The organism is Nocardioides agri (assembly GCF_013778305.1).
Taxonomy (GTDB): domain Bacteria; phylum Actinomycetota; class Actinomycetes; order Propionibacteriales; family Nocardioidaceae; genus Nocardioides; species Nocardioides agri.
The window spans coordinates 869,037-892,947 of record NZ_JACEIC010000001.1; the positions used below are offsets into that span (position 1 = coordinate 869,037).

The 23,911-nt window shown below is 74.7% G+C and carries 9 protein-coding genes; 2 read left to right on the forward strand and 7 right to left on the reverse strand.

Annotated elements, in window-relative coordinates; translation table 11 throughout:
• Positions 1–732: an SDR family NAD(P)-dependent oxidoreductase gene (locus HZF07_RS04355; RefSeq protein ID WP_157347211.1), complete on the reverse strand. Its 732-nt coding sequence runs from the start codon at positions 730–732 to the stop codon at positions 1–3.
• On the reverse strand, positions 729–1,268 hold the full coding sequence (locus tag HZF07_RS04360) for a protein-tyrosine phosphatase family protein (protein WP_198346532.1): 540 nt from the start codon (positions 1,266–1,268) through the stop codon (positions 729–731). Before HZF07_RS04360 ends, HZF07_RS04355 begins: the two co-directional genes overlap by 4 nt.
• A gap of 110 nt (positions 1,269–1,378) precedes the next feature.
• Between HZF07_RS04360 and HZF07_RS04365 the strand changes: the two genes are divergently transcribed.
• Positions 1,379–2,905 (forward strand): hypothetical protein, encoded by a 1,527-nt coding sequence (locus tag HZF07_RS04365; RefSeq protein WP_157347213.1) that lies wholly within the window; start codon positions 1,379–1,381, stop codon positions 2,903–2,905.
• Complete coding sequence (locus HZF07_RS04370; RefSeq protein WP_157347215.1) at positions 2,902–3,147, forward strand: hypothetical protein; 246 nt, start codon at positions 2,902–2,904, stop codon at positions 3,145–3,147. The genes HZF07_RS04365 and HZF07_RS04370 overlap by 4 nt, the downstream gene beginning before the upstream one ends.
• Positions 3,148–3,154: 7 nt before the next feature.
• On the opposite strand, the gene HZF07_RS04375 is transcribed toward HZF07_RS04370, so the two are convergent.
• From HZF07_RS04375 to HZF07_RS04395, 5 genes are read right to left on the reverse strand one after another with little or no spacing between them, the layout of a single operon-like run.
• Complete coding sequence (locus HZF07_RS04375) at positions 3,155–6,970, reverse strand: hypothetical protein (protein WP_157347217.1); 3,816 nt, start codon at positions 6,968–6,970, stop codon at positions 3,155–3,157.
• Positions 6,967–10,773, reverse strand: a complete 3,807-nt coding sequence (locus HZF07_RS04380) for a hypothetical protein (protein ID WP_157347219.1) — start codon at positions 10,771–10,773, stop codon at positions 6,967–6,969. The genes HZF07_RS04375 and HZF07_RS04380 overlap by 4 nt, the downstream gene beginning before the upstream one ends.
• On the reverse strand, positions 10,773–11,780 hold the full coding sequence (locus HZF07_RS04385) for a hypothetical protein (protein ID WP_157347221.1): 1,008 nt from the start codon (positions 11,778–11,780) through the stop codon (positions 10,773–10,775). The genes HZF07_RS04380 and HZF07_RS04385 overlap by 1 nt, the downstream gene beginning before the upstream one ends.
• Positions 11,780–13,897, reverse strand: coding sequence for a hypothetical protein (locus tag HZF07_RS04390; RefSeq protein ID WP_157347223.1), 2,118 nt, complete (start codon positions 13,895–13,897; stop codon positions 11,780–11,782). The genes HZF07_RS04385 and HZF07_RS04390 overlap by 1 nt, the downstream gene beginning before the upstream one ends.
• Positions 13,884–23,909, reverse strand: coding sequence for a DUF6603 domain-containing protein (locus HZF07_RS04395; RefSeq protein ID WP_157347225.1), 10,026 nt, complete (start codon positions 23,907–23,909; stop codon positions 13,884–13,886). Before HZF07_RS04395 ends, HZF07_RS04390 begins: the two co-directional genes overlap by 14 nt.
• Between the last annotated feature and the right edge of the window lie 2 nt (positions 23,910–23,911).

Below are 23,911 nucleotides of genomic sequence, written 5' to 3' on the forward strand. Positions count from 1 at the left end.
TCACAGGAGATTGAGGCCGCCGTCGAGCACCACGACCTCGCCGGTCAGGTAGTCGCTCGCCGCGAGGTCGGCCACCAGGCCCGCCACGTCCGCGGGGGTCGCGGCACGGCGCATCGGCGAGCGCTCGCGCCACAGCTCCTGCGCGGCGGTCCAGTCGGCGGTCAGCGGCGTGTCCACGAGGCCGGGGGCGACCGCGTTGACGCGGACCTCCGGACCCAGCGCCGCGGCGAGCAGCCGGGTCACGTGGTTGAGGCCGGCCTTGCTGGCGGCGTACGGGATCGAGGAGCCCTTGGGCCGCACGCCCGCGTGGCTGGTCACGTTGACGACGCAGCCCCGGCTCTCGCGGAGGTACGGCGCCGCCGCGGTCGCCAGCGCGAACGGGCTGATCAGGTTGACCTCGAGCACGTCGCGCCACTCCTGAGGGGTCGCCGCGGCGAGGTCGGCGTGCGGGATCGGCCGGCTGACGCCCGCGTTGTTGACCAGCACGTCGAGCCGGCCGAGGTCGGCCAGCGCGGCGCCGACGGTCGCGAGCGCCGCGTCGGCGTCGGAGAGGTCGGCCTGCAGGTAGCGACCGCCGAGCTCCGCCGCGAGCCGCTCCCCCGTCTCCACGCTGCTGCCGGAGTGGACGACCACCAGGAACCCGTCACCGGCGAGCCGGCGCGCGATCGCCTCACCGATGCCGGAGGTGCTGCCGGTGACGAGCGCGACGGGCTGATCCAGAGGCTGGGTCATGCGTCGGAGCCTAGGGTGCGCAGGTGCGTGACGAAGCCGGGATTCGTCAGCGCCCACGGGCCGCGCGCCGCGCGCACGAGGGCCATCGCCTCGTCGGGCGTGCGGCCGGAGCGCACCAGCGCCGCGGCGACCACCAGCCCGGAGCGGTTGAGCCCGCCCGAGCAGCGCACCAGCACCCTGCGCCCGTCGTCGACCGCCGCCGCGACCTGGTCGGCGAGGACGATCACCCGCTCCGCCGCACCCGCGTCGAGCGCGGCGTCCGCCAGCCGCAGGACGACGTGCTCGACGCCCTCGGCCGGGCCGTAGCCCTCCCTGGTCGCCAGGCTCACGACCAGGTCGAACTCGTCGCCGACCACGCACGCCGCCGAGGACTGGGACCGGACGTCGTGCCCGCCCTGCCACAGGCCGGGCACCACCTCGTTCCAGGGTTCCGCGCACAGCGGCATCGACGTGGCCCGGCCGGTGCCGTGGCACGCGGCGCAGTCGGGCTGCAGGTCCGGCTCGGCGTAGCAGGCGTGGCACAGCACGCGCGGCATCCTCGCACCATGGACCGGTTGCGACCCCCGCGGTGGCCCGCATGGTGCCTTGTGGAGGCCGCGACCGGGCATGGAGAGTGGGACCAAAAGCTTCCTGACCGAGGAGCGCCATGTCCACCACCTACGACAAGCTGCTGGTCACCCATCTCGGCGCACTGCGGCGCAAGTACGGCGCCGACGGCGCGGCGCGGGTCCGTGACGCCCTGGACGCGCTGGTCGAGGCGGACGACGCCCGCGGGCTCGACACCCGGGTGCTGCTCCTCGACAACACCTCGTCGATGAAGGCGATCGGGGCGACCAAGGTCGCCGACGGCGACTGGGTCGGCGCGCTCCGGGCCGTCGACCTCGCCGCCACCCGCTACCGCCCGTCCTACGTCGCGCTCGTCGGCGCGACCGACGTGGTGCCCCAGGCGAGGGTCCGCAACCCGATCGTCAACCGGGGCCGCGACGCCGACCCCTACGTCCCGAGCGACCTGCCCTTCGCCTGCGACCTCCCCGACACCTGGACCGGACCCGCCGGCGGCATGCTCGACGCCGCCGACCTGGTCTCGGTGACGCGGGTGGTCGGCCGGATCCCCGACGTGGTCGGCGCCAACGAGCCGTCGATGGTGCTCGCCGCGCTGGGCACGGCGGCGTCCTACACCCAGCGCAAGCCGACGGCGTACCAGAAGGTCCTCGCCGTCAGCGCCTCCGTGTGGGCGGGGTCGACCAGGATGAGCGTCGACCTGCTGCCCGGTCCGGCGCCCACGACGCACCTGTCCCCGCCGGCGGGCTCGCCCTGGACCAAGTCCCAGCTCGCGCCGCTCACCCACTTCGTCAACTGCCACGGCGGCGACACCCTGCCCGACTGGCTCGGCCAGGCCCGGGGCGGTCCCGTCGACACGGTGGCGCTGCGACCGGAGGACCTGGCAGGCCGCGTCGCTCCGGGCACCGTCGTGGCGGCGGAGTGCTGCTACGGGGCGATGCACCAGGCGCCGGCGGCGATGGGCGGCCGGATGCCGATGCTGTGGGCCTACCTCGCGGGCGGCGGGTACGCCGGGGTCGGGGCGTCGACGACGGCCTACGGGCCGGCGGACTCCATGGGCCTCGCCGACCTGGTCTGCCGCTACACCGTCGAGGGGATCCTGGCGGGTGCGTCGACGGGTCGTGCCCTGCTCGACGCACGCCAGCGCTTCATCCGGGAGGCCGGCTCCCTGACGCCGCTGGACCTCAAGACGCTGGCGCAGTTCGACCTGCTCGGGGACCCGAGCCTGGTGCCGGTGGGGCTCCCGGGCGCCGGCGTCCCGAAGGCGGTCGGCGGCCAGGCGGCCGCGGAGCCGAAGGCCGCGTCGACGCAGCTGACCCTGGTCCAGCGACGCCGGGTCTCCGCGGCGACCGGCCGCGCGCTCGGCGCCTCGGTGCCGCGGGCCGGACGCCCTCGCCGTCACGCGACCGTGTCGACCGACGACCTCGTCCGCGAGGCAGGCGTGCGGGCGCGGGTCACGGGAGACGCAGCCAGCTTCGGGGAGCACGCCGGCGCGCCGCGTGCCGGCATCACCTACCACCTGGTGCCGGTCGAGCAGGGCGGCCGCGACGGCTTCGTCGTGGCCCGCGAGGTGGAGGGCTCCCGCCAGTCCCGCGTGGTCTGGCGCAAGTGAGCGCGGAGCTGACCGGCACGGTCGCCCTCCGTCTCACCGGGGTCGGGTCCAAGTCGGAGATGACGTCGGTGGTCCTGGTCCCGGACGAAGCCGGACCCGACGACGCCGTCGTGCTGCGCCGCCGCGACGCCGAGGCGCTGGACGCCGAGGCCGAGCTCGCGGCGTACGCCGGCAAGCACGTGCGGGTGCGCGGCACGCAGGGGTGGTCGACGTTCGTCGTGGACGAGATCGAGGAGGCCTGAGCTCCGCTCACGGGCCTGGTCGCGGCGTGACCTGCACGAGCCGGAGCGCGGCGTAGGGCCAGCGTCGCGAGACCTGGCGCACGGTGGGCGAGGCCGGGAGCGCGTGCGGCGCCTCGGCGCACCGGTCTCCCGTCGAGGCCACGATGGCGAGGAACAGCACGAAGTGGTTGCGCGGCACCCCGGTGAGGTCGACGTCGACGGAGACCGCACGCGGCATCCGCGCGTCGAGCGTGGTGGGCAGCCGGTGCAGGGGCGTCCCGTCCGGCGCGTTCACCAGGGTCCACCCCGCCGGCGTGGCGTGCGGGTTGCCGGCCGCGAGGTCCTGGCCGAAGGCGGCCAGGTCGCCCCCCGGGCTGTTGAGCAGCGTGTCGCTGCTCGCCCCCGACCGGTGCAGCAGGATCGCGAAGGCACCGTTCTCGGCCACCGCGCGCATGTCGCGGTGGTGGAGGAGGATGTCGACGGTCGACGGCTCCGAGTGCACCTGCCAGATGCCGCCGACGACCGAGCGCGGCTGGACGGTCTCGACAAGGTCGACCTCGGTCGCCGGCACGATCGGGCGCAGCACGCCGGTCAGCGTGCGTGCGGGCGTGTGCCAGGCCGGGCGGTAGACCGCGAGCGGGTGTGCGGCGTTCCCGGAGACCAGGCCGGTCGCGGGGTCGACCCGGGTGCCGCCGACGACCGCGGTCCACAGCGCCTGGTCGATGAAGCGCTGGCCCGGCGGGTTCGTCGGCGCTGCCGGGAGCCCGCGGGTCGCTCGCTCGAGCTCGACCAGGTCCCCGAAGGTGTCGGTCCACTGCCCGTCGGCCACGACCGAGGGGTGGATCCAGCGGAACGCGGTCTGGAAGGTCCACAGCTGGTAGAGCTGCGTGGTGCCCTGGGCGATCCGGCCGGCCGCCCCGAACCGCCACGTCGGCGCGATCCCGGCCGACGCCCGGGGGCGGACCACGACGTCCGGGCTCTCGAAGGTGTTCTCCTCGGCCGCGCCCGCGCCGCGCCGGGGGTTCGCCATCGGCGTGGGGAAGATCCGCCGGTCGTCGCGGGCGTGCACGCGCACGTAGGTGCGGGACGGCTCGGCGGCCGCGAGGTTCACCTCCCAGACGCCGCGCGCCTGCACGGCGGCGCGCATCAGCCGTGGGGAGCCGGCGGCGCCGGCGGGGTCGGTCCAGATCGACAGGTCCTGGACCGCGGCCTGCGGCAGGCCGTTGTCGAACCGGTTCCAGGGCGTGGCGGGTGGGGTCGGATGGGCGCGCGTCCAGACGCCGGTCACCGTGCCGACGTAGACCGTTCCGGGCGCCGTCGTGTCCACGGCGACCGAGTACGCCGGCTCGATCGGTCGCGCCGCGCCCACGGGCGAGCCGGGCGGCACCGGCAGCACGTTGCGCAGCCCGGTCGGGACGAACGCGCCGCCGGTGAAGAGGTAGCAGGTGTCGACCGCCGGGTTGCCGGCGTCCCCCGTCGTCGTCAGGTAGAAGTCCATCCCGCCGCCCTCCGGCACGGGGAGGATGTCGGTGAGGATCGTGGTGCCCGCCGCAGCCGAGGTCGCCGGCTGGGTGCCGGTCTGCAGGACGACGGTGGCGGTCCAGCGGCCGGCGTTCTCGACGTACCGGACGACGCCGTTGGCATAGAGCACCAGGAGGTGCTGGTTCGTCACCCAGCGCATCGTGACGACCCCACCGAGTGGTCCGATGCCGCCGGCGACGTCGCCGGCGACCAGCGACGGCACGCCGAAGTTCGGCTGGAGGTCGTTGCCGGCGTTGTCGCGCGGGTCGGCCGCGGCCAGGCCGGGGGCGACGGTGGCGAACGGGATCACCCGCCAGGTGTTGGTCGCCGCGCCGCCGACGTCGGCGGTCAGCCAGACCCGGCTGGTGCCCACGGCGATGCGCGCCGTGGTCGCGCCGGTGGCGACGGCCGCGGCGCCGGAGTAGAAGAGCGCGATCCCGTTCTCGGTGTCGAGGGGCGCGTTGGTGCGGGTCGGCATCGTGAAGTTCGCGTCGGGGACCTTGCGCCAGCCGTGGCCGAAGGCCTGGCTCACTATGTGCTGCGGCCGGGTCGGGTGGAAGACCGTGCCGCCCCCGTCGCCGAGGGCGACCTTCTCCCAGACGGTGTCCCCCGACCGCACCTGCATGCCGGCGTCCTGGAAGCCGCAGGCCACGAAGTGGCTCGACGTCGGGTGCTGGGAGAGGAACGTCGGCTGCACGGCGGCCAGCCCGTTGCAGCGGGAGGCGAACGTGTGCGCCCGGCCGTTCTGCCGGGACACGAACACGCCGCCGTCGCAGCCCACCCAGACGTGCCGGGCGCCGGCCGCGCCCGCGAGCCGGATCGTGTGGATGTCGGGGTGGATGTTGTTGCCGACCAGCCCGGCGGCGTCGGCGCCCGCGCCGGCGATCGGCAGGGGCGGCGCCGGGGCGGCGGTGGTGGAGATGCCGTTGACGGCCGCGAGCGCGGGGCCGGCGGCGACGTCGAAGCACCACACCCCGCCGAGGAAGTCGCCGGCGGCGTCCTGGAAGAAGTTGCCGCCCAGGTAGAGCCGGTCCACCCCGGCGACCCGGTCCGCGACGATCGCCTGGTCGTACCAGGCCTGCCCGCCCCACAGGGCCGCCGGCACGTTGCCGACCGCGGTCGCCGCGGGGGTGCCGGCCGTGACGTTCGGGATCTGGAAGACCGCCGGCGTGTCGGTGGGCGGGTTCGCCACGGCGGGCGGCGGCAGCGGCGTGAGCACGTACACGGTGTTGGTGCCCGGCACGTCCGCGAGGCTGCTGCGTCCCTGCACCTGGGACCCCGGCGCGGGCAGCGGGCTGCAGCCGTTCAGCCAGGTCCAGGTCGCCCCGTTGTCCGCGCTGAACGCGACGCCACCGGGAAGCACCGGACCGGGAGGCACGGAGCCGTGCACCGCGATGAGGATCCGGCCGCTCGAGTGCCAGAGCACGTCGCTCACGGCCTGCCCGGCCACGACTCCCGCCAGCGCGTCGACGCTCGTCACCCGCGTCCAGGTGTACGTCGGCCCGGCGACGCGGGTGCCCCGGAAGAGCCCTCCGCTGGTCGCGGCGAGGAGGTCGTCCACCGTGCCGGCGGCCAGGCTGCCGGCGACCCGCCCGGGGCGGCGCGCCATCCGGTAGAAGCCGATCCCCTCGAAGCGACGGACCTCCGCGTCGGGCCGCGCCTCCCAGGGGTTCTGGTCGATCGGGACGGTCGCGGGACCTCGGTTCGCGAGCACGCCGAGGCCTCCGAAGAAGCCCTGGCCGGCGGAGGTCGGGAATGGCGGCGGCTCCCCCGTGCCGACCACGACGAAGTCGTTGGCCGGGTTGCCGCCGGGGTCGAAGTCCACGAGGAGGCAGCCGACCGACCGCGGGTTGAAGTTGCCGCCGGCGAACGGGCTCAGCGGCGTCCATCCGCCGATCGGCGCCCAGCTGTGGCCGGCGTCGCCGGTGTACCAGACCCCGCCCATGCCGCTGGCGGCGTACGCCCGGAGGCCGTCGCTGCTGACGGCCAGGTCGCGGATCCGACCGATCACGCGGGGCCGGCCGCTCGCCTGCCCACGCCGTACGACGGACGGGCCGATGGGCACCCAGCGCTGGTTGTCGTTCGTCGCCCAGACCTTGGCCTCGACGCCGTCGAGCTCGTCGAGCTCGTCGGGGTCGACCGCGCGCGCCTTCCGGCCCGCCTTCTTGGTCGCCTTCTTGGTCGTCTTCCTGCCCGCCTTCTTGGGAGCCAGGTCGGGCAGCTCCTCGACGCGGTGGGCCGCGACCGCCTCGGCGACGTCGACCTCGTCGAAGGTGCCGGCCCGGGAGGCGTTGAACATCTCGCGGCGCAGGGCGGGACTCATGTCGGATCCTCCTCGGGCGTCACCCGGATCCAGCCCTCCTGCACCTCGTGCGGCTGGCGCGGGAGGTAGGCGGTCTGCGTCGCCGCGAGGATCGGGTCGTCCTTCCAGGCGAGCGTTCCGGTGCGCCGCGTGAAGGTCTGGTTCTCGCCGAGGATGCTCACGAGCGGCAGCCGGACCTCGCCGGGGTCGACCAGGAGCGGACCGACCCGGAGCGAAGGCATCAGCTTCTTCAGGCCCGGCCCGAACCACGCGTCGGCGAGCGCCAGGTCCTTGCGCGGCAGGATGCCCGACGTCAGGTGCACCCGCCCGCCGGGGATCATCAGCAGGGTGAGGCTGCGGGTCTCCCCCCGGCGCAACACGAGCCGGCCGGCCTCGCTCAGGTACGGGTGGTCGAGGTCGACCGGGTCCTCGGCGACGGGCGCGCCCAGCACCCCGAGGTGGCCGACGTGGCGACCGGTCGGCCGCAGCCGCGCGAGCTCGGCGACCACCTTGTCGACCACGTAGAACGTCTCGAAGTCGTCGTCGAGGTAGTAGCCCAGGAGGGTGTCGTCGGCCCGGCCGAGCGTGCCGAGCTGCACCTCGAAGTCCTCGGCGGCCAGCGCGTCGAAGGCGGCCCGCCGCGCCTCCGCGGTGTGGCCCTCGAGGGTGAGCTCGTCGGCGTCGTCAGGGGCGTCGAGCGCCAGGATGGTGCGCACGACTGCGATCGGCCGGCCGACCAGGCCGGCCAGCGTGCTGTCGCCGAGGCTGGCGAAGGTGTCGACCGACCAGAGCGTGCTGTCCACGGCGCGCAGGAACGCCGTGAGCGCCGTGTCGTGAGGCGGCTCCGGCAGCGCGCGGGCAGCCGCGTCGGCGCGGATCATCCCCACCGCGATCTGCGCGACGACGCTCTCCTGGGCGGCGATGTCCACCAGGGGCCCGGCGTCCGGCGGCACCGGCCGACCGGGGGCGCACTCCCAGGTCACCGCGTTGGTCACCGGGTCGTGCAGCACCTCGCCGATGGGTCGGCCCGCGACCGTGAACGCCTCCAGGGCCTCGTCGATGTGGTCGGGCAGCAGGAAGCCCGACACCGGGTTCACCGCCGAGGCAGGTGCGGCCTGGTTGACGAAGGCCTCCCTGACCAGCTCCGGCGCCGTCCCTGCCGGCTGCGCCGGATCGACCATCCGCCACAGCCACCGGGCCGCGTGCAGGAGCCGGGGCCGCAGCCGCAGGGTCCGGTCCGCGTCGGTCTCGAGCTCGAGGGTGGTGCGCAGCGCGTCCAACGCCGCGTCGGGCAGCTCGAGGAAGCGGCCGAAGGCGTCGACGAGCCGCACCTCCTCGACGCGCACCGTGCCGCCCAGCAGCGGCACCGGCAGCGCGCCCGCGACGGGCTTGCCGTCCTTGCGCTTCACGACCCCGACGAAGTCGATGCCGAGCAGCTGCTCGCGCAGCCCGTCGAGCGAGGCGCTGACCAGGTCCAGCGGGTGGTCGAGGTCGGCGAGCTGCTGGATCGCGCTGCCCTGTCCGTACGCCGTGCGTCCCGGCGTGACCTGGCGCTGGGCCTCGCTGGCCAACCACGCCTGCACCGCGGCCCGGAGCGTCTCTCCGACGCCCCGGCCGACGAGCGCACGGCCGGTCAGCTCCCGCACCAGCACCGTGCCGGGCGCGGCGTCGGGCTCCGGCTCGAGGTCGTGGCCGGCCAGCTCCCAACCGCGCATCGTCGCGGTCCCGGTCACCGTGACCCGCCACTCCAGCCAGACGGGCACCCAGGGCTGGCGCCAGGTCGTGATCGCCACCGGGCTCGGCGGCTGCCCGTCGGCGATCGCGGCGCCGGCGATGACGGCGGAGATCTGCTCCTCGAGCGCGACCCGCTGGGCGCCGACCTCCCGCCACGTGGAGGCGGCCTTCGGCTCGACGAACGCGACGTGGCTCGTGCCGTCGTACCTGCCCTCGCTGCCGAAGAGGCGCACCATCTCGGCGTCGAGCCGGGTCTTGACCGCGGCCCGTACCCCTGGGTCGCCGCTCGGCGCGGCGGCCGCCGCCAGCCACTCCCGTCCGTAGGGGTTGAGCAGCACCGCCTCGCGCACCACCGTCAGCACCTCGGCGGGGACCGCGCCCGACCCGAGCGTCGGCAGCACCCGCGAACCCTCGACGACGCCCCGGTAGCGCGGCACCGCCGCCCGCGGGTAGCGGCACACGAGCGTGCCCTCGCTGTTGAACAGGCCGTCGCCGTGGTGCCGGTGGCTCGGTTTCGCGCCACGCACCGCGAGCACGAGCGGCGCGGGCCGGAAGTAGCGGGGCGGCGCCTTGACCACCTCGCGCAGCGCTGGGGGCGCTGGTGCCTCGCCGACGTCGGAGACGCGCGGGTTGCCGGTCGTCCGCCCGGCCTTCGGGTGCGTGGTGCGGCTGATCAGGTCCGCCTTCTGCCGCCACTCGAGGACCGGCACGGTCAGACCCTTGTCGGCAGCGCGGGACCGGCCCGCCCGACCGTGGCGGCCCACGGTCATCGGGTCCGCGCCCTGGGCGACCTGGTCCTGGAGCACGTCGGGCCGCATCCCGGGGACCGGGCCACCGGGCAGCGACCAGAACCCGCTCTCGTGCTCGCGGTTGCCGAGCTGGTCGAGGCCGTCCGGCGTGCCGAGCTCGGCGACCAGGCCGTGGCTGAAGGCTGCCAGGAGGTCCTCCGCCGCGCGGCGCTGGTCGGCCCCCAGTCCCACGCCGTCGGCGCCCATCGCCGCGATGACGTCGTCGATGTCCGACCCGACGGCGAGGGTGAGGTCGGCGGGGTCCGGGCGGTCGTCGGCAGCCGGGAGCGCGCCGACCGGCACCCCCATCACGCTGCCGTGCAGCAGGGAGTCGAAGCGCGGCAGGGAGTCGCCGTGCGACGTGCGCAGGGCGTTGACGAACGGCGTGCCCGAGGAGAGGTCCGTGCCGAGCACCCCCTCGATCCGTCGTCCGTCACTGCCGAAGATCTCGGTCACCGGGTGCACGCGCGGGCGCGCCAGGCCCGCCTCGACCTCGGTGCGCACCTCGCGGGTGTCCGGCTCCTCGAGGTAGCTGTCGCCGAGCTCGTGGTCGATGCCCCACCGCAGGCCGGCCAGCACGGCGTCGAGGCCGGCGATGCCCCGCGCGCCGGACACCGGGTCGGCCGCGGCGTCGCTCCACCAGCCCGCGACCGTGTAGACGGCCTGGTCGCCGGCGAAGCCGTCGGTGGCGACCGCGCGGAGCTTGTCGAGGTCGGTCAGCGGGTCGTGGAACGCGAAGCGGCCGGCGCTCGCCGAGTAGCACGAGGTCCAGTGCGCGCCCAGGGAGAAGCCGTTGAGGGGGTCCACCGCGCCGGCGGGCGGCGGCACGGCGCCGGTGAACGACGGCAGCGGCGTCACGGTCTTCGCGCGCGCGTCGATCACCCAGCCGGTGGCCAGCACCTGGGTCTGGCCGTTCGGCTGGAGGGTCCGCACCACCACCCACTGGTCCGGCAGGACCGGCAGCACCGGCGTCCGCACGGCCGGGTCCGCGCGCTCCGCCACCAGCAGCGCGTCGGGCAGCGCCCAGTGCAGGTGCACGCCCTCGGGCCGCACGGCACCGGCCGCGAACGGCGCCGGATCGGTGTCGGGGTCGCCGACGACGTCGACCGTCGGCTCGCTCCCGCCGGCGGGTACGACGTAGGCCTGCACGTCGATGGGGACCAGGATGCGCGTGCGCCGTGACAGGGTCCGGTCCCACGTCGCGATCGTCGCCACGTCGACGTTGAGCTTGCTGAGCACCTCGAAGCGGCGCGAGGCGACGGCCACCTCGGCGAGGGACGAGCCGATCCGGAACTCGGGCATCAGTCCCCCTTCAGGAACGCGTCGCGGACGATGGCGCGGTAGCTGATGACCGGCTTGAAGACCAGCTCCTCGTTGGCTGCCGGCTCGTCCGCGTTGGCCATGTCGCCCCACACCTGGCGCCACGGGAACTGGACGAGCTGGAGTGCGTACTCGCCGCTGTTCATCTCGTCGTCGGGACCGAGGGTGTCGTCGATGTCGGCGAGCTCGTCCTCGAGGCGCTTGATGTCGACGACGCCGCTGGCTCCGCGGTGGCGGAACTTCACGTCGAGCATCCGTCGGGGACGGACGTACTCGAACGTCTCCGCGTTGCGGACCTCGAGCTGCGCCTTCGTCGTACCGCCCGGCTGGTTCGTCATGTCGAACCCGAACTGCACGCCCTGGCGCGGCTCCTCGATGTGCACGGTGCGCGGGATGCCGTCGAAGAGGCAGAGGAGGACGGCCGGCGCGAGGCGCTCCAGCCGCAGCAGCCGCACCTCCATGTCGTTCGGGGGGTTGTCGGTGTCCTTCGCCGCACCGGCGGCGGGGTCGCCGCTGAACGCGCGGACGTGGACCGCGGGCCAGCCGGAGACGGCCTTCGAGCGGAGCACGAAGCCGCTGACCGGTCCGCCGCCTCCGTCGAGCCGGGGGTCGGTCCGGGCGCGGCGGCGGTTGCGCTCCTCGCGGTCGAGCTCGTCACGGATGGCCGGGTACTGCGCCGCCAGGTGGGTGCGGTCGTCGCTGTTGGCGGTGCCGACCGACAGCACGCCCTGCACGAGCGCATCGGTCCAGCGGCGGTCGAGGTAGAACCAGCGGATCGACTCGAGCGGCAGCAGGTCGGAGTCGGCGACGAGGTAGGCGAAGGGCACCGGCTCGAGCAGCCGCAGCTGCACCAGCCACCGCCGCAGCTCGGCCGGGATGACGCCGTCATCGTCGTCGTCCTCGGGGGTCGTGGCGACCACGTCCGGAGCCAGCGACAGCATCGCCTGGGTCAGCTCGATCGCGTCCTGGTGGTTGTACTTGAAGAGCATCAGGCACCGCCCTCGTCGTCCGCCTCGTCGGCCAGCCGGTCCTGCTCCTCGATGAGGCCGTCGAGGGCGTCGACGCCCTTGCCGTGCGGCTGGAAGGCGCCGCTCTCGATCGGGCCCGGCGCGAGGCCGCCCAGCACGGCCGGCCCGAGGTCGAGCCCGCCGAGCGCCAGGCCGAGGTCGAGGGGGACGCCGCTCACGTCGGTGAGCACGTCCTCGGTCAGCGTGGGCGCGAGCGCGGCGATGCTGGCGCGCGAGAAGCGGGCGTCGAGCGTGGCGGCGAGCGCGTCCTTGAGCAGGCCGGGCTGCACCTGCAGGTCGAGCCCGGGCAGCTTCACCTCGGCTCCCCGCAGCTTCTCCAGCACCAGGCCCGGCTCTCCCTCGAACGCCGCCGCCGGGAGGCCGAGTCCGCGCGCGAGGACCTTGTTGGGCGCCTCGTCGAGCACCGGTACGCCGGCGGTGACGAGCGGCGCTGGGTTGCCGAGGATGTCCTCCGGCGACGCGACGATGTGCTCGGCGACGGCGGCACCCAGTCGCCCACCGAGGAACCGGTCGACGTCCCCGATGACGTCCGCGAGGCCGTCGAGGATGCCGCTGCCGACGACGCCCGCGAGCCGGGCCTGCTGGAACCCCAGCTGGCGCCAGCGCATGAGCGCCGCGACCATCGACGGCCGCGACAGCCCGAGCAGCCGACCGATCTCGAACGCCGCGGCCAGCGAGACGTCCTCCCGGCCGTCGGGCACGACCACCCGGATCTGGTCGGCGGCGTGGGCGAGGGGCAGCCGGTCCGCCGCCTCGTCGGCGGGGTGCGGCAGGAGCGGCCCGCGGTACCAGGAGCGCACCTCGTCGCCCCGGCGCAACCGGTGCGGCAGGCCGACGTGACCCGTCTCGACGACCTCCAGCGGCAGCCGGCCGGGCGAGCTCTCGGGGTTCTCCTTCGGCTTGTCCGGGTTCGGTGCTCCCCGGGTCCCCAGCAGGCCGGAGTCCAGGCCCTTCATCAGGGACTCGAACGTCTCGTCGCCGAAGGACGTGAAGCTCCAGTGGATGAGCACGGGGAAGCGCAGCACCGGGTCGAGGGCGGCGATGATCCGGTCGGGGTCGAGGCTGACCGCTCCCCCACGGCCGAAGTCCCGCGCCATCTCGACGTACAGGTCCTTGGTGCCGCGCGACGCGCTGGTCGCGCCCCAGCCGGGTTGCGCCTCGTACGCCGCCTTCGCCTGCGGGTTGACCACGTTGGTGCGGATCACGGTGCCGCTCACGTCGGCCTTGGGGAGCACGTCGAGCGCCTGCGGCGGCAACGTCCCCATGACGAGCTTGTCCTGGGTCGCGACCGTGACCTCGGTGGCGAGCTGCACGAGCGGGAACGTGGTGACCAGGACGTCGGCCGGGGGTGTCGGCGCCTTCGGCGGCAGCGAGTGGAACTGCCCGCACAGGTTCACCAGGCACGCGAGGTACTTCACCGGCACGTCCTCGCCGTCGTCACCGCGGCCCGGGAGCGGCAACCGGTTGGCGATCACCACCGAGAGGAACCCGTCGTCGTCGCCCATCATCAGCTCGGTGTCGTCGAGGTCGACCTGACGGGCGTGGGCGAGCAGGTGCACCTCCTGCTGGGTCGGGAAGATCCGGTCGACCATCGACTTGCGGATGTGCAGCGCGTTGCCGACCTCGGCGTCGGCCAGCCCCGGGATGGTCACCCCCGGCGTGACGCACTGGTCGATCGGCTGGTTGGGCTTGAGCTCCGCCTCGCCCTGGGCGACGACCACCAGGGCGAGCCAGGGCGCGTCGTCGAGCTCCGCCTCCGGATCGACCTGGGCCATGTCGATCGGGTCGAGGTCGCGCTCCCACGGGAGCGTCCTCCGCTTGATCACGATCTGCGGCAGCCGGGCCCCGAACGCTCCCTCCCGCCCGGCCGGCGGGAAGGTCGACAGCACCTGGTCGGGCGGCAGCACGTAGAGCGGCGACCGGACCCGGACGTGCGTCTCGAGCTGCTCGACCCGGAGGTCGTCCTCGTCCATCCCCTCGGCGCCGAGGACCTGCTTCGCCGTGAACCGGTAGGTGCCGGCGGTCAGCGGCGGGTCGATCTTGGAGTACAGGAGGAACTTGCCCTTACCGACGCCCACGGCGACCTCCGCCCGACCCGGCGGTCGCCTTCGACGCCGCCTTCTTCGACACGGCCTTCTTCGACACGGCCTTCTTGGACACGGCCTTCTTCGACACGGCCTTCGTCGCTGCCGCCTTCGTCGCCGCCGCCTTCATGTCCGCCCGCGCGGCGCGCTTGACCTCGACCGCGGACACCCAGACCGGGCGGCAGCCGGCGCCGTCGGCCGACAGCAGTCGCCCGGCCGAGCCGGCGACGCCGCGCCGGCGCAGCGCCGCGACCGTGTCGGTCACCCCGGCGGTGCCGCCCAGGATCCCGGTCACCCGCCAGCCGCCGCCGGCCACGACCCGCACGGTCACGCCGGCGTCCCGCTGGTCCGCGACCACGGGGTAGACCGCGACCGACTGGGTGCCGTTCACCAGCAGGGTCGCCTCGACCTGGACGCCGCCCGAGGTCGCCCTCGTCGCGCCGATGAGCTCGAGGCCGAGGTCGCCGACCCGCTCGGGGTCGTCCACCTCGACCACGACGACCACCAGGCTCACCGGCTCGGAGAAGCGGGTCGTCACCGAGACCGCTCCCCTGGTCAGCTCGCCGGCGGTGGTCCACGTGACGCCCCGCTGCGTCTCGGGCTGCTCGACGTCGAGGACGCAGCCGGCCGCGATGCCGGTGCCGGACCCGACCGCGGCGACCCGGGACCGGGTGTGCCAGCCGGCGAGCCCGTCGAGGGCGCCGACCACGCCGTCGGCCTGGATCACGACCAGCTCGCTCCCGGCCGGGACCTCCTGGGTGCCGGACACGACCGCGTCCCGGAGCACGGTGCCGTCGCCGCGCAGGCACACGAGGCGCGCGGTGCCGCCGAGGTCCAGGGCCGGACGGTCCGCGGAGACGTCGGCGCCGTGGTCGGGGAGCTGCAGCGCGACGATGTCGCCGGAGCCGAGGGTCGGCGCGTCGCCGTCGGCCTTCGCGACACCGGCGGCGGCAGCGGCACGCGCGCCCTTGGGTGCGATGCCCGACAGGCCGGACAGCCCGCCGACGCGGTCGCTCGCGGGGCCGACGCCGATGCCGTAGGAGCGGGGCGTGCCGACGGCGGCGGTGAACGGCAGGACCGACGGGGTGAACGTCTTGCCCACCACGGCGCCGGGCGGCGGCACGACGTCGAGGTTGACCGCGAACCGCCGGCCGAGACGCGCGCCCACCGACGCGGTCGTGGGCGCCGTACGGCGCTTCACCGTCGAGCCGCTGACCGTCGTCCGCGCCTCGCGCGCCGCGACCTTGCTGCCCCCGGTGAGGTAGCCGACGACCCGCGGGTCGCGCTGGGCCGGTGGCGTCGCCGGCGCCTTCGGGTCCTGCACCATCACGTCGGCGTCCGGGGTGTTGTCGACGGCGAGGCCGTCGGTCAGCCGGCCGACGAGGGGCGGTGCCGAGACGTCGTTGCGGTAGCCGGCGTGCGCGAGGTTGCTCCGGGTGCCGCGCGCCAGCAGGCCCGGCACCGCGACGGCGGACGGGGTGGCGAAGAGCCGGGCCTCCGCGAACCTCAGGGCGTCGTCCGGGACGGCGACGTCGGGCAGGTCGACGTCGACGCCGAGGTCGACCATCGACTGGCGGTCGATGCCCGTGGTCTGCTGCAGCGGCAGCGGCCGGCGCCCGGCGTCGACCGTGTAGTAGTCGATCTCCGGGCCGACGACGAGCGACTCCGCCTGGGCCTCGAGCCGCACCTGGGTGCCGGCGTTGATCACGTCACCCGTCGGCAGCGCCGGTGACGTGTTGAGGTCGCGGTCGGGAGCGGCCCAGACGCCCATCGGGAAGGAGCCGCTGGTCACCTCGCGGTGCTGCTCCATCGACGCGAGTCCGCCGTGCGGCTGCCAGCCGGAGCCGGCCTGCTTGTCGAGCGTGAGCCGGAGCGTGGAGGTCAGCGCGCCCTTGCCCATCGGCTTGAGCCCGAGCGTCGCGGCCGCGCCGTCGGAGCGCGTCACGGTCACGGTCGCGTCGGCCCCCGGGCCGGTGTCGAAGACCCGGGTCGGCACCGTGGTCGTGAACGTGATCTCGAACTCCGCGTGGACGTCGTACGGACGCGCGAAGGTGCCGTCGGGGGTGGGCACCGACTGGGCGCCCCCGGTGGCGGACGGCAGCGTCCCCCTGCCGGTGATGCCGGTGAGCGCCCGGGCCACTCCCCCGGAGGCCTCCTCGAGGTACTTCGGGACGAACTGGTTCCAGTCGAGCTTGGGCGTCCGCTTGTCGCTGCGCTCGCCGAACGGCACCGTCACGGTGCAGGGACCGACCTCGACCTCGACCTCGCCCCGGAACTTGGGTCCCTCGACCTTCACCCGCGCGCCGAGGGTCACGCTGATGCTGATGTCGCCCAGGAAGGTCTCGATCTCGATGCCGGCCGACACCCGGGCCCACGCCTCGGCGACGAAGTAGAACGGGTCGAAGTAGACGAGCGCTTTTGCGCCGAAGTCGGCGCGTGCCCAGGCCCAGCCGAAGTCGGCGACGGCGATGACCCGCACGCCGGCCATCAGCGCCTCGGACGTCAGGGCGAAGAAGCTCTCGCCCTTGATGTAGATGTCGTCGGTGACCCGCCAGACGAGACCCAGCCGCGGGACCACCGGGTAGCCGTCGCGGTGGAAGTCGGGGTGGTAGCCGCCGAGCGTGAGCACGAACTGGCCCGCCAGCGGCCCCTTCCACCACAGCGCGAACGCGAAGCCGCCGGTGAGCCGGATCTCCGGGTAGAGCAGCCAGGAGTTGTCGGTCAGCGCGGCGCGGATCATGAACACGCCCTCGGCGGTGGAGAACCGCACGAGCAGGCCCAGCTCGATCGAGACCAGCGCCGCCTGCGGGCGCGGCAGCGCCATCCGCGCCAGGCCCATCAGGTTGATCTCGAGGCCGACCTTGCCGAACGCCACGGCCACGACCGCCACGCCGTCGACGAGCGAGAAGCAGGTGAAGCTGATGCCGCCGGCGAACCAGAACGTGCCCAGCTCCGGCGGGAAGAAGACGTTCAGCTCCCGCAGCCGCTCCATCGGGTCGCCGATCTCGGCGGCGGGGTCGAGCGCGATGATGAAGGGGTACGTCGGGAACTGCGCCGGGTCGTCCGGGATGACCAGGCCGCGGTTGATGCCGAGACCGCCGGCGATGCCGGTGAGGAAGAAGGCCGGCGGGCCACCGATCGGCCCGTTGAAGCCACCGAACACGAAGAACGACGGGTCGCCGTTCAGGCTGGTGTAGCCACCGAAGACGCTGAGGCCGTAGACGCCGAACCGGCCGAGCAGCATGCCGACGTAGCCGGGCGTCTGGCCGGGCGGCTCGCCGACCAGCGTCTTGAGCAGCCCGCCGGCCAGCACCACGCCACCCATGTCGGCGGAGATCGCCAGGCCCATGAGGTCGACCGACCACGACTCGACCGAGGTGACCTCGCCGCCGTCCCACGAGATGGAGAGCTGGTCGACCGCGGCGGTGAGCCCGAAGATCTCGACGCGGCCGTCGAACAGCAGGCTGATCGAGGTCACCTGCCCACCGGCCTCGGTGCTGTTGAAGCCGATGCGCTCGACGTAGAGCGGGCCGAGCTGGCGCTGGACCATGACCCACCAGGGACCCGGTGGCTTGCCTGCGCGGACCGAGAACCGGACCCCCGTGTCCTCGGGGTGCTTCTGGATCGCGATGGCGGGCGAGAAGCTCGGGCGGGTCGCCGGCGACGCCTGTGCACCGGCGTCGCTCATGATGCCGCTGGCGACCGGGTTGTCGCCGTTGCCGCCGGGGGCGAACGAGAAGCCGGCCAGCTCGATCTGCGCACCTCCGCCGAGGCCGGCGCTCACCGCTTCGGCGTACACGTGCACGGCGACGCCGTCGATGGACAGCACGTTGAGGTCGAGCAACGGGCCGCTGAGGTTCGTGAACCGCAGCCCGACGCCCGCCACGGTCACCCCGGGCTCGAACTCGAAGGTGAACTCGTCGCCGCTCCGGACCGCGTGCACGGCGTAGACGCTGAGGCCGGCGTCCTTCTCCGGGACCAGCCACGACGCGTCCACCTCGAGCTCGACCTTGACGCCCGAAGTCGGGAAGGCGAACGTCTTGCCCTCCTTCAGGGACACGTTGATCCCGAGCATCCTGTCGTCGCCGTCGCTGCTGGAGGCGATGCCGATGGTCACGGTCTCGTCGATGGTGAGCTCGAGGCCGGCGTCGGTGGCGTTCCAGAGCAGCCGTTGGAGACGGCGCAGCAGCGCGTCGGGGTCGATGAGGTCGGCGCCGAACGTCGGGTCGATGGTCCGGCCGCTCTCGAACAGCACCCCCTCGAGCACGTCCTCGACCTGCGGGTGGTCGTCGAACAGCTCGTCGAGGGCGTCCACGACGATCCCGCCGACGAGCGCGATCGCCTGGGACAGCAGTCGCAGGCCGGCCTCGGGGTCGTTGGGCGCCGAGACGTCGATGCCGGGGCCGGTCCGCGTGACGGCGTACAGCGCCGGCGGGGTGGCGTCGAGGTTCCACCGCATCTCGACCGACATCTCGTCGAAGGGCGAGTCGGGGGCGGCGGGGTCGGGCCCGTTGAGGGCGATCCCGACGCCGATCATGCGGGCCGAGCCGGCGGCCGAGCCCGCGCGGATCGTGGCGGCCGGCCGGAGGACGCACGGCCCGGCGTCGACGGGGAACGGGCCGAGGCGGGCGGTGACGTCGACGCCCGCGCTGGAGAGGACCAGGGCGTCCAGCGCGACGTCGCCGACGTCGGGGATGGTCCACGAGCACGCGAGGGTCACCGTGGGCATCGGGGAGTCGTCGGCGATCGTGACGGACACAGAGTCCTGGCTGCCGAAGGTGAAGGTGACCGCCGAGGAGCCGGGTGGTGCGGGCAGCACCCCGACCAGCGGGCTGTTCAGTGCCGCGACGATGACCTCGGCCGCCTGGGTGATGAGGGCGGTCAGGTGCTGCTCCAGCGCCGCCGCCGGGTTCGCGGCGAACGCGGCGACCCGCTCGGTGGTGAAGTCCGAACCCTCGCGCAGCTCGAGCGCATCCCCGAGGGCGACGACCAGGTCGGCGACCCGGCCCTCGAGGCCGCCGGTCCGGCTCTTGAGCTCGTTGAGCAGCATGGTCACCAGGGACTCGGCGGCCGCACCGAGCGCCTCGTTGAGGCCAGGCCCCTCCGGGTAGATCGGCAGCGGCGGCGCCGGGGCGGCGCGCAGCAGGCTGATCCGGAGGCCGGGGTCGAGCGTGAGGGCGACCCCCACGCCGTCGATCGCGACGCTCAGCTCGACGACCGGCTGCGGCGGTGCGCCGGTGCCGACCAGCACCCCGGCCTCGAGGCCGGTGAGCACGCCGGTGCCGCCGAGGTCGAGGTCGAGGGCCACGGACAGGGTGAGCCGCAGCTGCTCGCCGACCGCCGCGTAGCCCAGGCTGACGCCGTCGACGAACGGCCAGCCCGGATCGTCGCCGCGATCGGGTACGACGAGCGCCGCGAGCGCGTCCAGCAGCGCGACCGCGGCCGCGGCCGGATTGGTGGACCCCGACCGCGCCAGCGCGGCGAGCCACGCCGCCGGGTCGGCGACCGCGGCGATCGGCAGCCGCACCCGCTGCAGGTCGGTGCCGGCGTCCTCGAGCATGCCGAGCAGGTCGAGGACCTCGACGACGACCGGCCGGGCGGCCTCCGAGACCGACCCGAGGACCCCGATGGCCAATCCCTGAAGCCCGAGGGCGGGCACGACGAGGGAGACCAGGTCCTGCACCGCCGGTGCGTCCGGGGCGGGCCAGATCGCGACCGTCTGCAGGGGCTGGCCGGGCCGGCCCACCTCGACCACCACGGTCAGGCCCTGGCCGGGTGCCGCGGGGGTGGCCGCGACCAGCCGCACCCCGCCGAGGTCGGGGTCGATCGAGCCGACCACCAGGCTCGCGTGGGCCCAGGTCGAGGTCGCCGCGAGCGTCACCGACACCGGGTCGGCCGCCACCGTGGCGGAGACACCGCCGGTGGCGAGGTCGAGCCCGAGCTGTGCGGGTCCGACGGTCCAGCTCACGGCCGTTCCGGACCCGGCGGCGCCGGTGATCAGCGCCCGCAGCTCGGCGGCCAGCGCGGCCGGGGCAGCGGCCACGCGCTCGCGCACGGTCGCCGCCGTGTCGTGGAGCAGCCGGTCGAGGCCGGCCGGGTCCAGGCCATGATCCCGGCGCAGGCCCAGGAGCTCGAAGACGATGCCGAGGTGCGGCTCCGCCGTGGTCAGCCGGGACATGGCGCTGGACAGCAGCCCACGGATCTCCGGGACGACGGCATCGCGTGCCGGGTCGTCGGGGTCGATGCGCACCACCCAGCGCTCGCGGTCGATCCCGAGGCCGGTCGCCTCGTGCAGTACGAGCTCGGCGGTGCCGGGCGACCCGTCGAGCGGGACGTCCACGGTGGCGGACATCCAGCGCAGGTCGCCCGCGCCCGTCGTCGATCCGGGTCCGCCGACCAGCCAGCCGTCGACCAGGCCGAAGTGCAGGTCGATCCGGACGCCGCGGACGAACGAGACCGCGATGCCGTCGCCGTCGCGCTCCGCCCGGCACAGCTCGACGACGCCGCCGACGCCGACCAGGACCCCGCCGAGGTTCAGGTCGAGGACCGGCAGGTCCAGGCCGGAGTGCACGGCCGTGACCGTCGACGGCGCCGGGACGACCCGCGCCTCGAGGCGGGTGGAGAGGCCGTCCGCGACGTACGCGCCCAGGCCGCGGGCGATCTCGGCCTCGTCGAGGGATCCGAAGACGGGGTGCACCTCGAAGTCTCCGGTGCGTGGCTGCTGCGAGGCGTCCGGCAGCGAGCCGGGCCGGCGGGCCTCGGCGGCCCGGCCGACGATGCTCCGCATCCGCTCCAGCGGGCTCGACTCGTGCGCCACGAGCGCCTCCGGCGTGGTGTCCACACCGGACCGGCGCAGCCGCAGCAGCAGCCGGAGCGCGTCACCGGACAGGCCGCTCGTCAGCGCGTCGGTCGCGAGCTCGCCCCACGGCGCGCCCACCGTGACCACGTGCTTGACGGCCGCCCGGGTGTTGGCCGCGCGGATCGCCGCCGCGCCGGCTGCGCCGTACCCGACCAGGACGACGTCGGTGGACCGCACGCCGAGCGCCGCCTCGACGTACGCCGCCTGGGCCGCGACCGGGTCGAGGTCGGGGTGCGCCGCAGCGACGTCGGCCGGGGTGGGGATCCGCAGGAACCACTGGCCCGCGCCCGTGGACGGCACCTGCTGACCCGACCCGGTGGTCAGGTCGAAGGCGCTGCCGGCGGCCCGGTCCTCGAGCCACTCCGAGGACTCGCACGAGACGTGGACGACCGACGACAGCAGGGCCGCGGCCGCCTCCGGGAGCACGGTCCCGAGCAGGGCCCCGTCGCCGCCCAGCGCCAGGAGGGTGTCGTAGCCGACTCCCTCGAAGACGGTCGGGGTCAGCCCGCCGGGCAGCACCGTCGCCCCGACGACGCCGTCGGTGTGCAGCCAGCGCGTCGCGAGCTGGTCGAGGCCGTCGCGCAGCGAGACGCGACCGACCAGCAGGTCGGCCACCTCGGGCAGCAGCCGGCCGGCCGCCTGGAGCGCACCGACCACGGTGTCGGTCTCCGGCGGCTCGCTGCCGGTCAGCGAGCCGAGGTCGAGCTGGACGTCGGTGCGCCGGACCGCGCAACCAGGATCCATCCAGACCCGCAGCCCCGGGGCGCGCGCCTCGCCCGCGACCGGGCACCGGAAGGGGTCGGCGGCGTTCCCCGAGCCGAGGGGGCGGTGGAGCCGGAACCCGCTCAGCAGCGCGGCCACGGGGCCGAGCGCCCAGGCCACGTGGTCGCAGTCGAGCACCAGGTCGGTCACCCACGCCTCGACCGCCGCCTCCGCGTCCCCCTCGAACACCGCGGCGAGGCTCAGGCGAGCGCCCTGACCCGACCAGCCCAGCAGGTCGGCGACCGCGGTCAGCACGGGTACGCCGAGCCGGCGTACGAGCGTGGCGATCGCGCCCTCGACCGCGGCCCAGTCGGGACCGTCCAGCGTCAGGCGTCCGTCCTCGTCCAGGTGCGGGAGCGGGATCGGCAGGTCGCCGGTGAGGAGGCTGAACGCGTCGTTGGACGGCGGCAGCGCCAGGGCGAGGCCCGGCGCGGTGAGCTGCGGCCGGAGGCCGATCGTCGGACGCCACTCGAGCTCGACAGCCAGGCTGTCGAAGACCAGGGCCACGTCGGCGAAGCCGAGCCGGGCGGTCGCGGCGTCGGTCCGGCGCAGCGTGCCCCCGAGGTGTGCCCCGCCGGCGAAGGACACGCGACCGGCGCCGGGCTCCAGCACCAGGGCCGCGAAGCCGAGCTCGCTGGTGATCGTGTAGTCGGTGAGCACCTCGACGTCGGTCGACAGGGCGACGTCGACGTGCAGGGCGCCGTCCTTGAGCCACACCTCGAGGAAGAGCGGCTCCTGCACCGCGAGCCGCCACGGGTCCGTCTCGATGCCCGAGCCCAGGGTGGTCGCGTCGTCGACGCCCGCGACCAGCCGGCCCAGCGCCACGACGACCTGACGCGTCCCGGCGCTGTTCGCCACGAGGCGCGTCCAGTAGGCCCGCAGCGCGCCGATCGGGTCGGAGAGCAGTGCGCCGGCGTCCAGTCCGTCGACTCCCGCCGGCGCGTCGATGCCGAGCGCCAGACGTACGGCCTCGGTCGCCTGGCCGAGGCCCGCGAGCACGTCGTCGAGAGCCTGCTCCAGCACGGTGCCGGCCGACTCGAGCGCGGCCTGGGGGCTGGAGAGGTCGAGGTCGACCACCGGGTCGTCCTGGTCGCCGGTGAGCCGCACACCGGTGGCGGTCAGGGCGAACACGGGTCGGTGATCCGCGTCCAGCGCGAGCCCGACGCGCACGCTGTCCACGCGCGGCGTCGCGTTCGCCGGGCCGATGAGCTTGTTGCTGGTGGAGCCGAAGACGGCCTCGACCCTGGCGTCCGGGACGGCCGAGACCTGGCCGCTGCCCGTGTCCGCCCGCAGCAGGTCCACGGAGGCACGGGCGACGACGCTCGCCTGGGTGCGCAGGGCAGCCTCGACCCAGGGCACGAGGACGGGGTGTCCGCCGGTCCCGGGAGAGACGCGGACGCCGATCGTCAGCGCGAGGTCGCCGATCGTGAGGGTCACGGCGCGTCGCGCGGTGTCGACCGCGCCGCCGATCAGGTCGGCGAGCTGGCCGAGCCAGGCGTTGCGGATGGACTCGGTCTCGACGATGTCCTCGGCCCAGCCGACCAGGGCGCCGACGCCCTGGGTGGGCAGCTCGGCCAGCGGGAGCGGCGGGATCCCGGCGACGTCGCGGAGCCCGAGCATGCCGGCCAGGGCGGCGAACGGTGCGAAGTCCGGGTCGCCGGCCAGGGCCTCGGCCTGCGCGCGGAGCAGGCCGCCCAGCAGGTCGAGCAGGTCGGTGCCGAGCTCCTCGGGCGACGCGGCGTCCAGGGTGAACGTCCGCGGGGTCGACGTGCCCGGCAGCTGGAGGTCGCGCAGCTCGAGCTGGAACCCCATGCCGGGCTCACCTGTCGCCACCGTGACCGTGGCGGCGACGCCTCCGAGCGACGCCTGGTCCGGCAGCGGCGGGTCGTCGCGGAGCGTCGCGTCGACGGACAGCTCGATGTCACCGCCCTCGCGCCCGAGCAGCAGCCAGGGCGTCTCCCCCGTGCCCAGGCCGGTGCCGCGGTCGGCGAACCGGAACAGCGGGACGTGCAGCCGCGTGCTCACCGTCGGCGCGGCGCCCTGCGTGGTGTGCTCGACCGCGAGGCCGAGGCGGGCCTCCGTGCCGACCGACTGGACGACGGCGTAGATCGTCACGCTCGGGTCGGCGTTGGCGAACAGCGGCACCCAGGTGGCGCCCTCACGGGTGCGGGCGTCCGGCTGGCCGAGCACCTCGTCGACGAACCGCACCAGTGCCGCCCGCTGTGCGGGGTCGGCCATGATCGTCTTCAGGCCGTAGCCGGTGGAGCTGCCGCCCGTCATCGGGTCCTCGAACCACGAGGCGTTGGCGGAACCGCCCGGCTCCAGGATCCCCAGGGCGACCGCGAGGTCGCCGAACGAGCCGAGGGATCCGGTGTCCAGGGCCATCA

Excerpts from the sequence above, each read along its gene's own strand:
- HZF07_RS04355 (WP_157347211.1), bottom strand. The coding sequence starts at position 732 with ATGACCCAGCCTCTGGATCAGCCCGTCGCGCTCGTCACCGGCAGCACC.
- HZF07_RS04360 (WP_198346532.1), bottom strand. The coding sequence starts at position 1,268 with ATGCCGCGCGTGCTGTGCCACGCCTGCTACGCCGAGCCGGACCTGCAG.
- HZF07_RS04365 (WP_157347213.1), top strand. The coding sequence starts at position 1,379 with ATGTCCACCACCTACGACAAGCTGCTGGTCACCCATCTCGGCGCACTG.
- HZF07_RS04375 (WP_157347217.1), bottom strand. The coding sequence starts at position 6,970 with ATGAGTCCCGCCCTGCGCCGCGAGATGTTCAACGCCTCCCGGGCCGGC.
- HZF07_RS04380 (WP_157347219.1), bottom strand. The coding sequence starts at position 10,773 with ATGCCCGAGTTCCGGATCGGCTCGTCCCTCGCCGAGGTGGCCGTCGCC.
- HZF07_RS04385 (WP_157347221.1), bottom strand. The coding sequence starts at position 11,780 with ATGCTCTTCAAGTACAACCACCAGGACGCGATCGAGCTGACCCAGGCG.
- HZF07_RS04395 (WP_157347225.1), bottom strand. The coding sequence starts at position 23,909 with ATGGCCCTGGACACCGGATCCCTCGGCTCGTTCGGCGACCTCGCGGTC.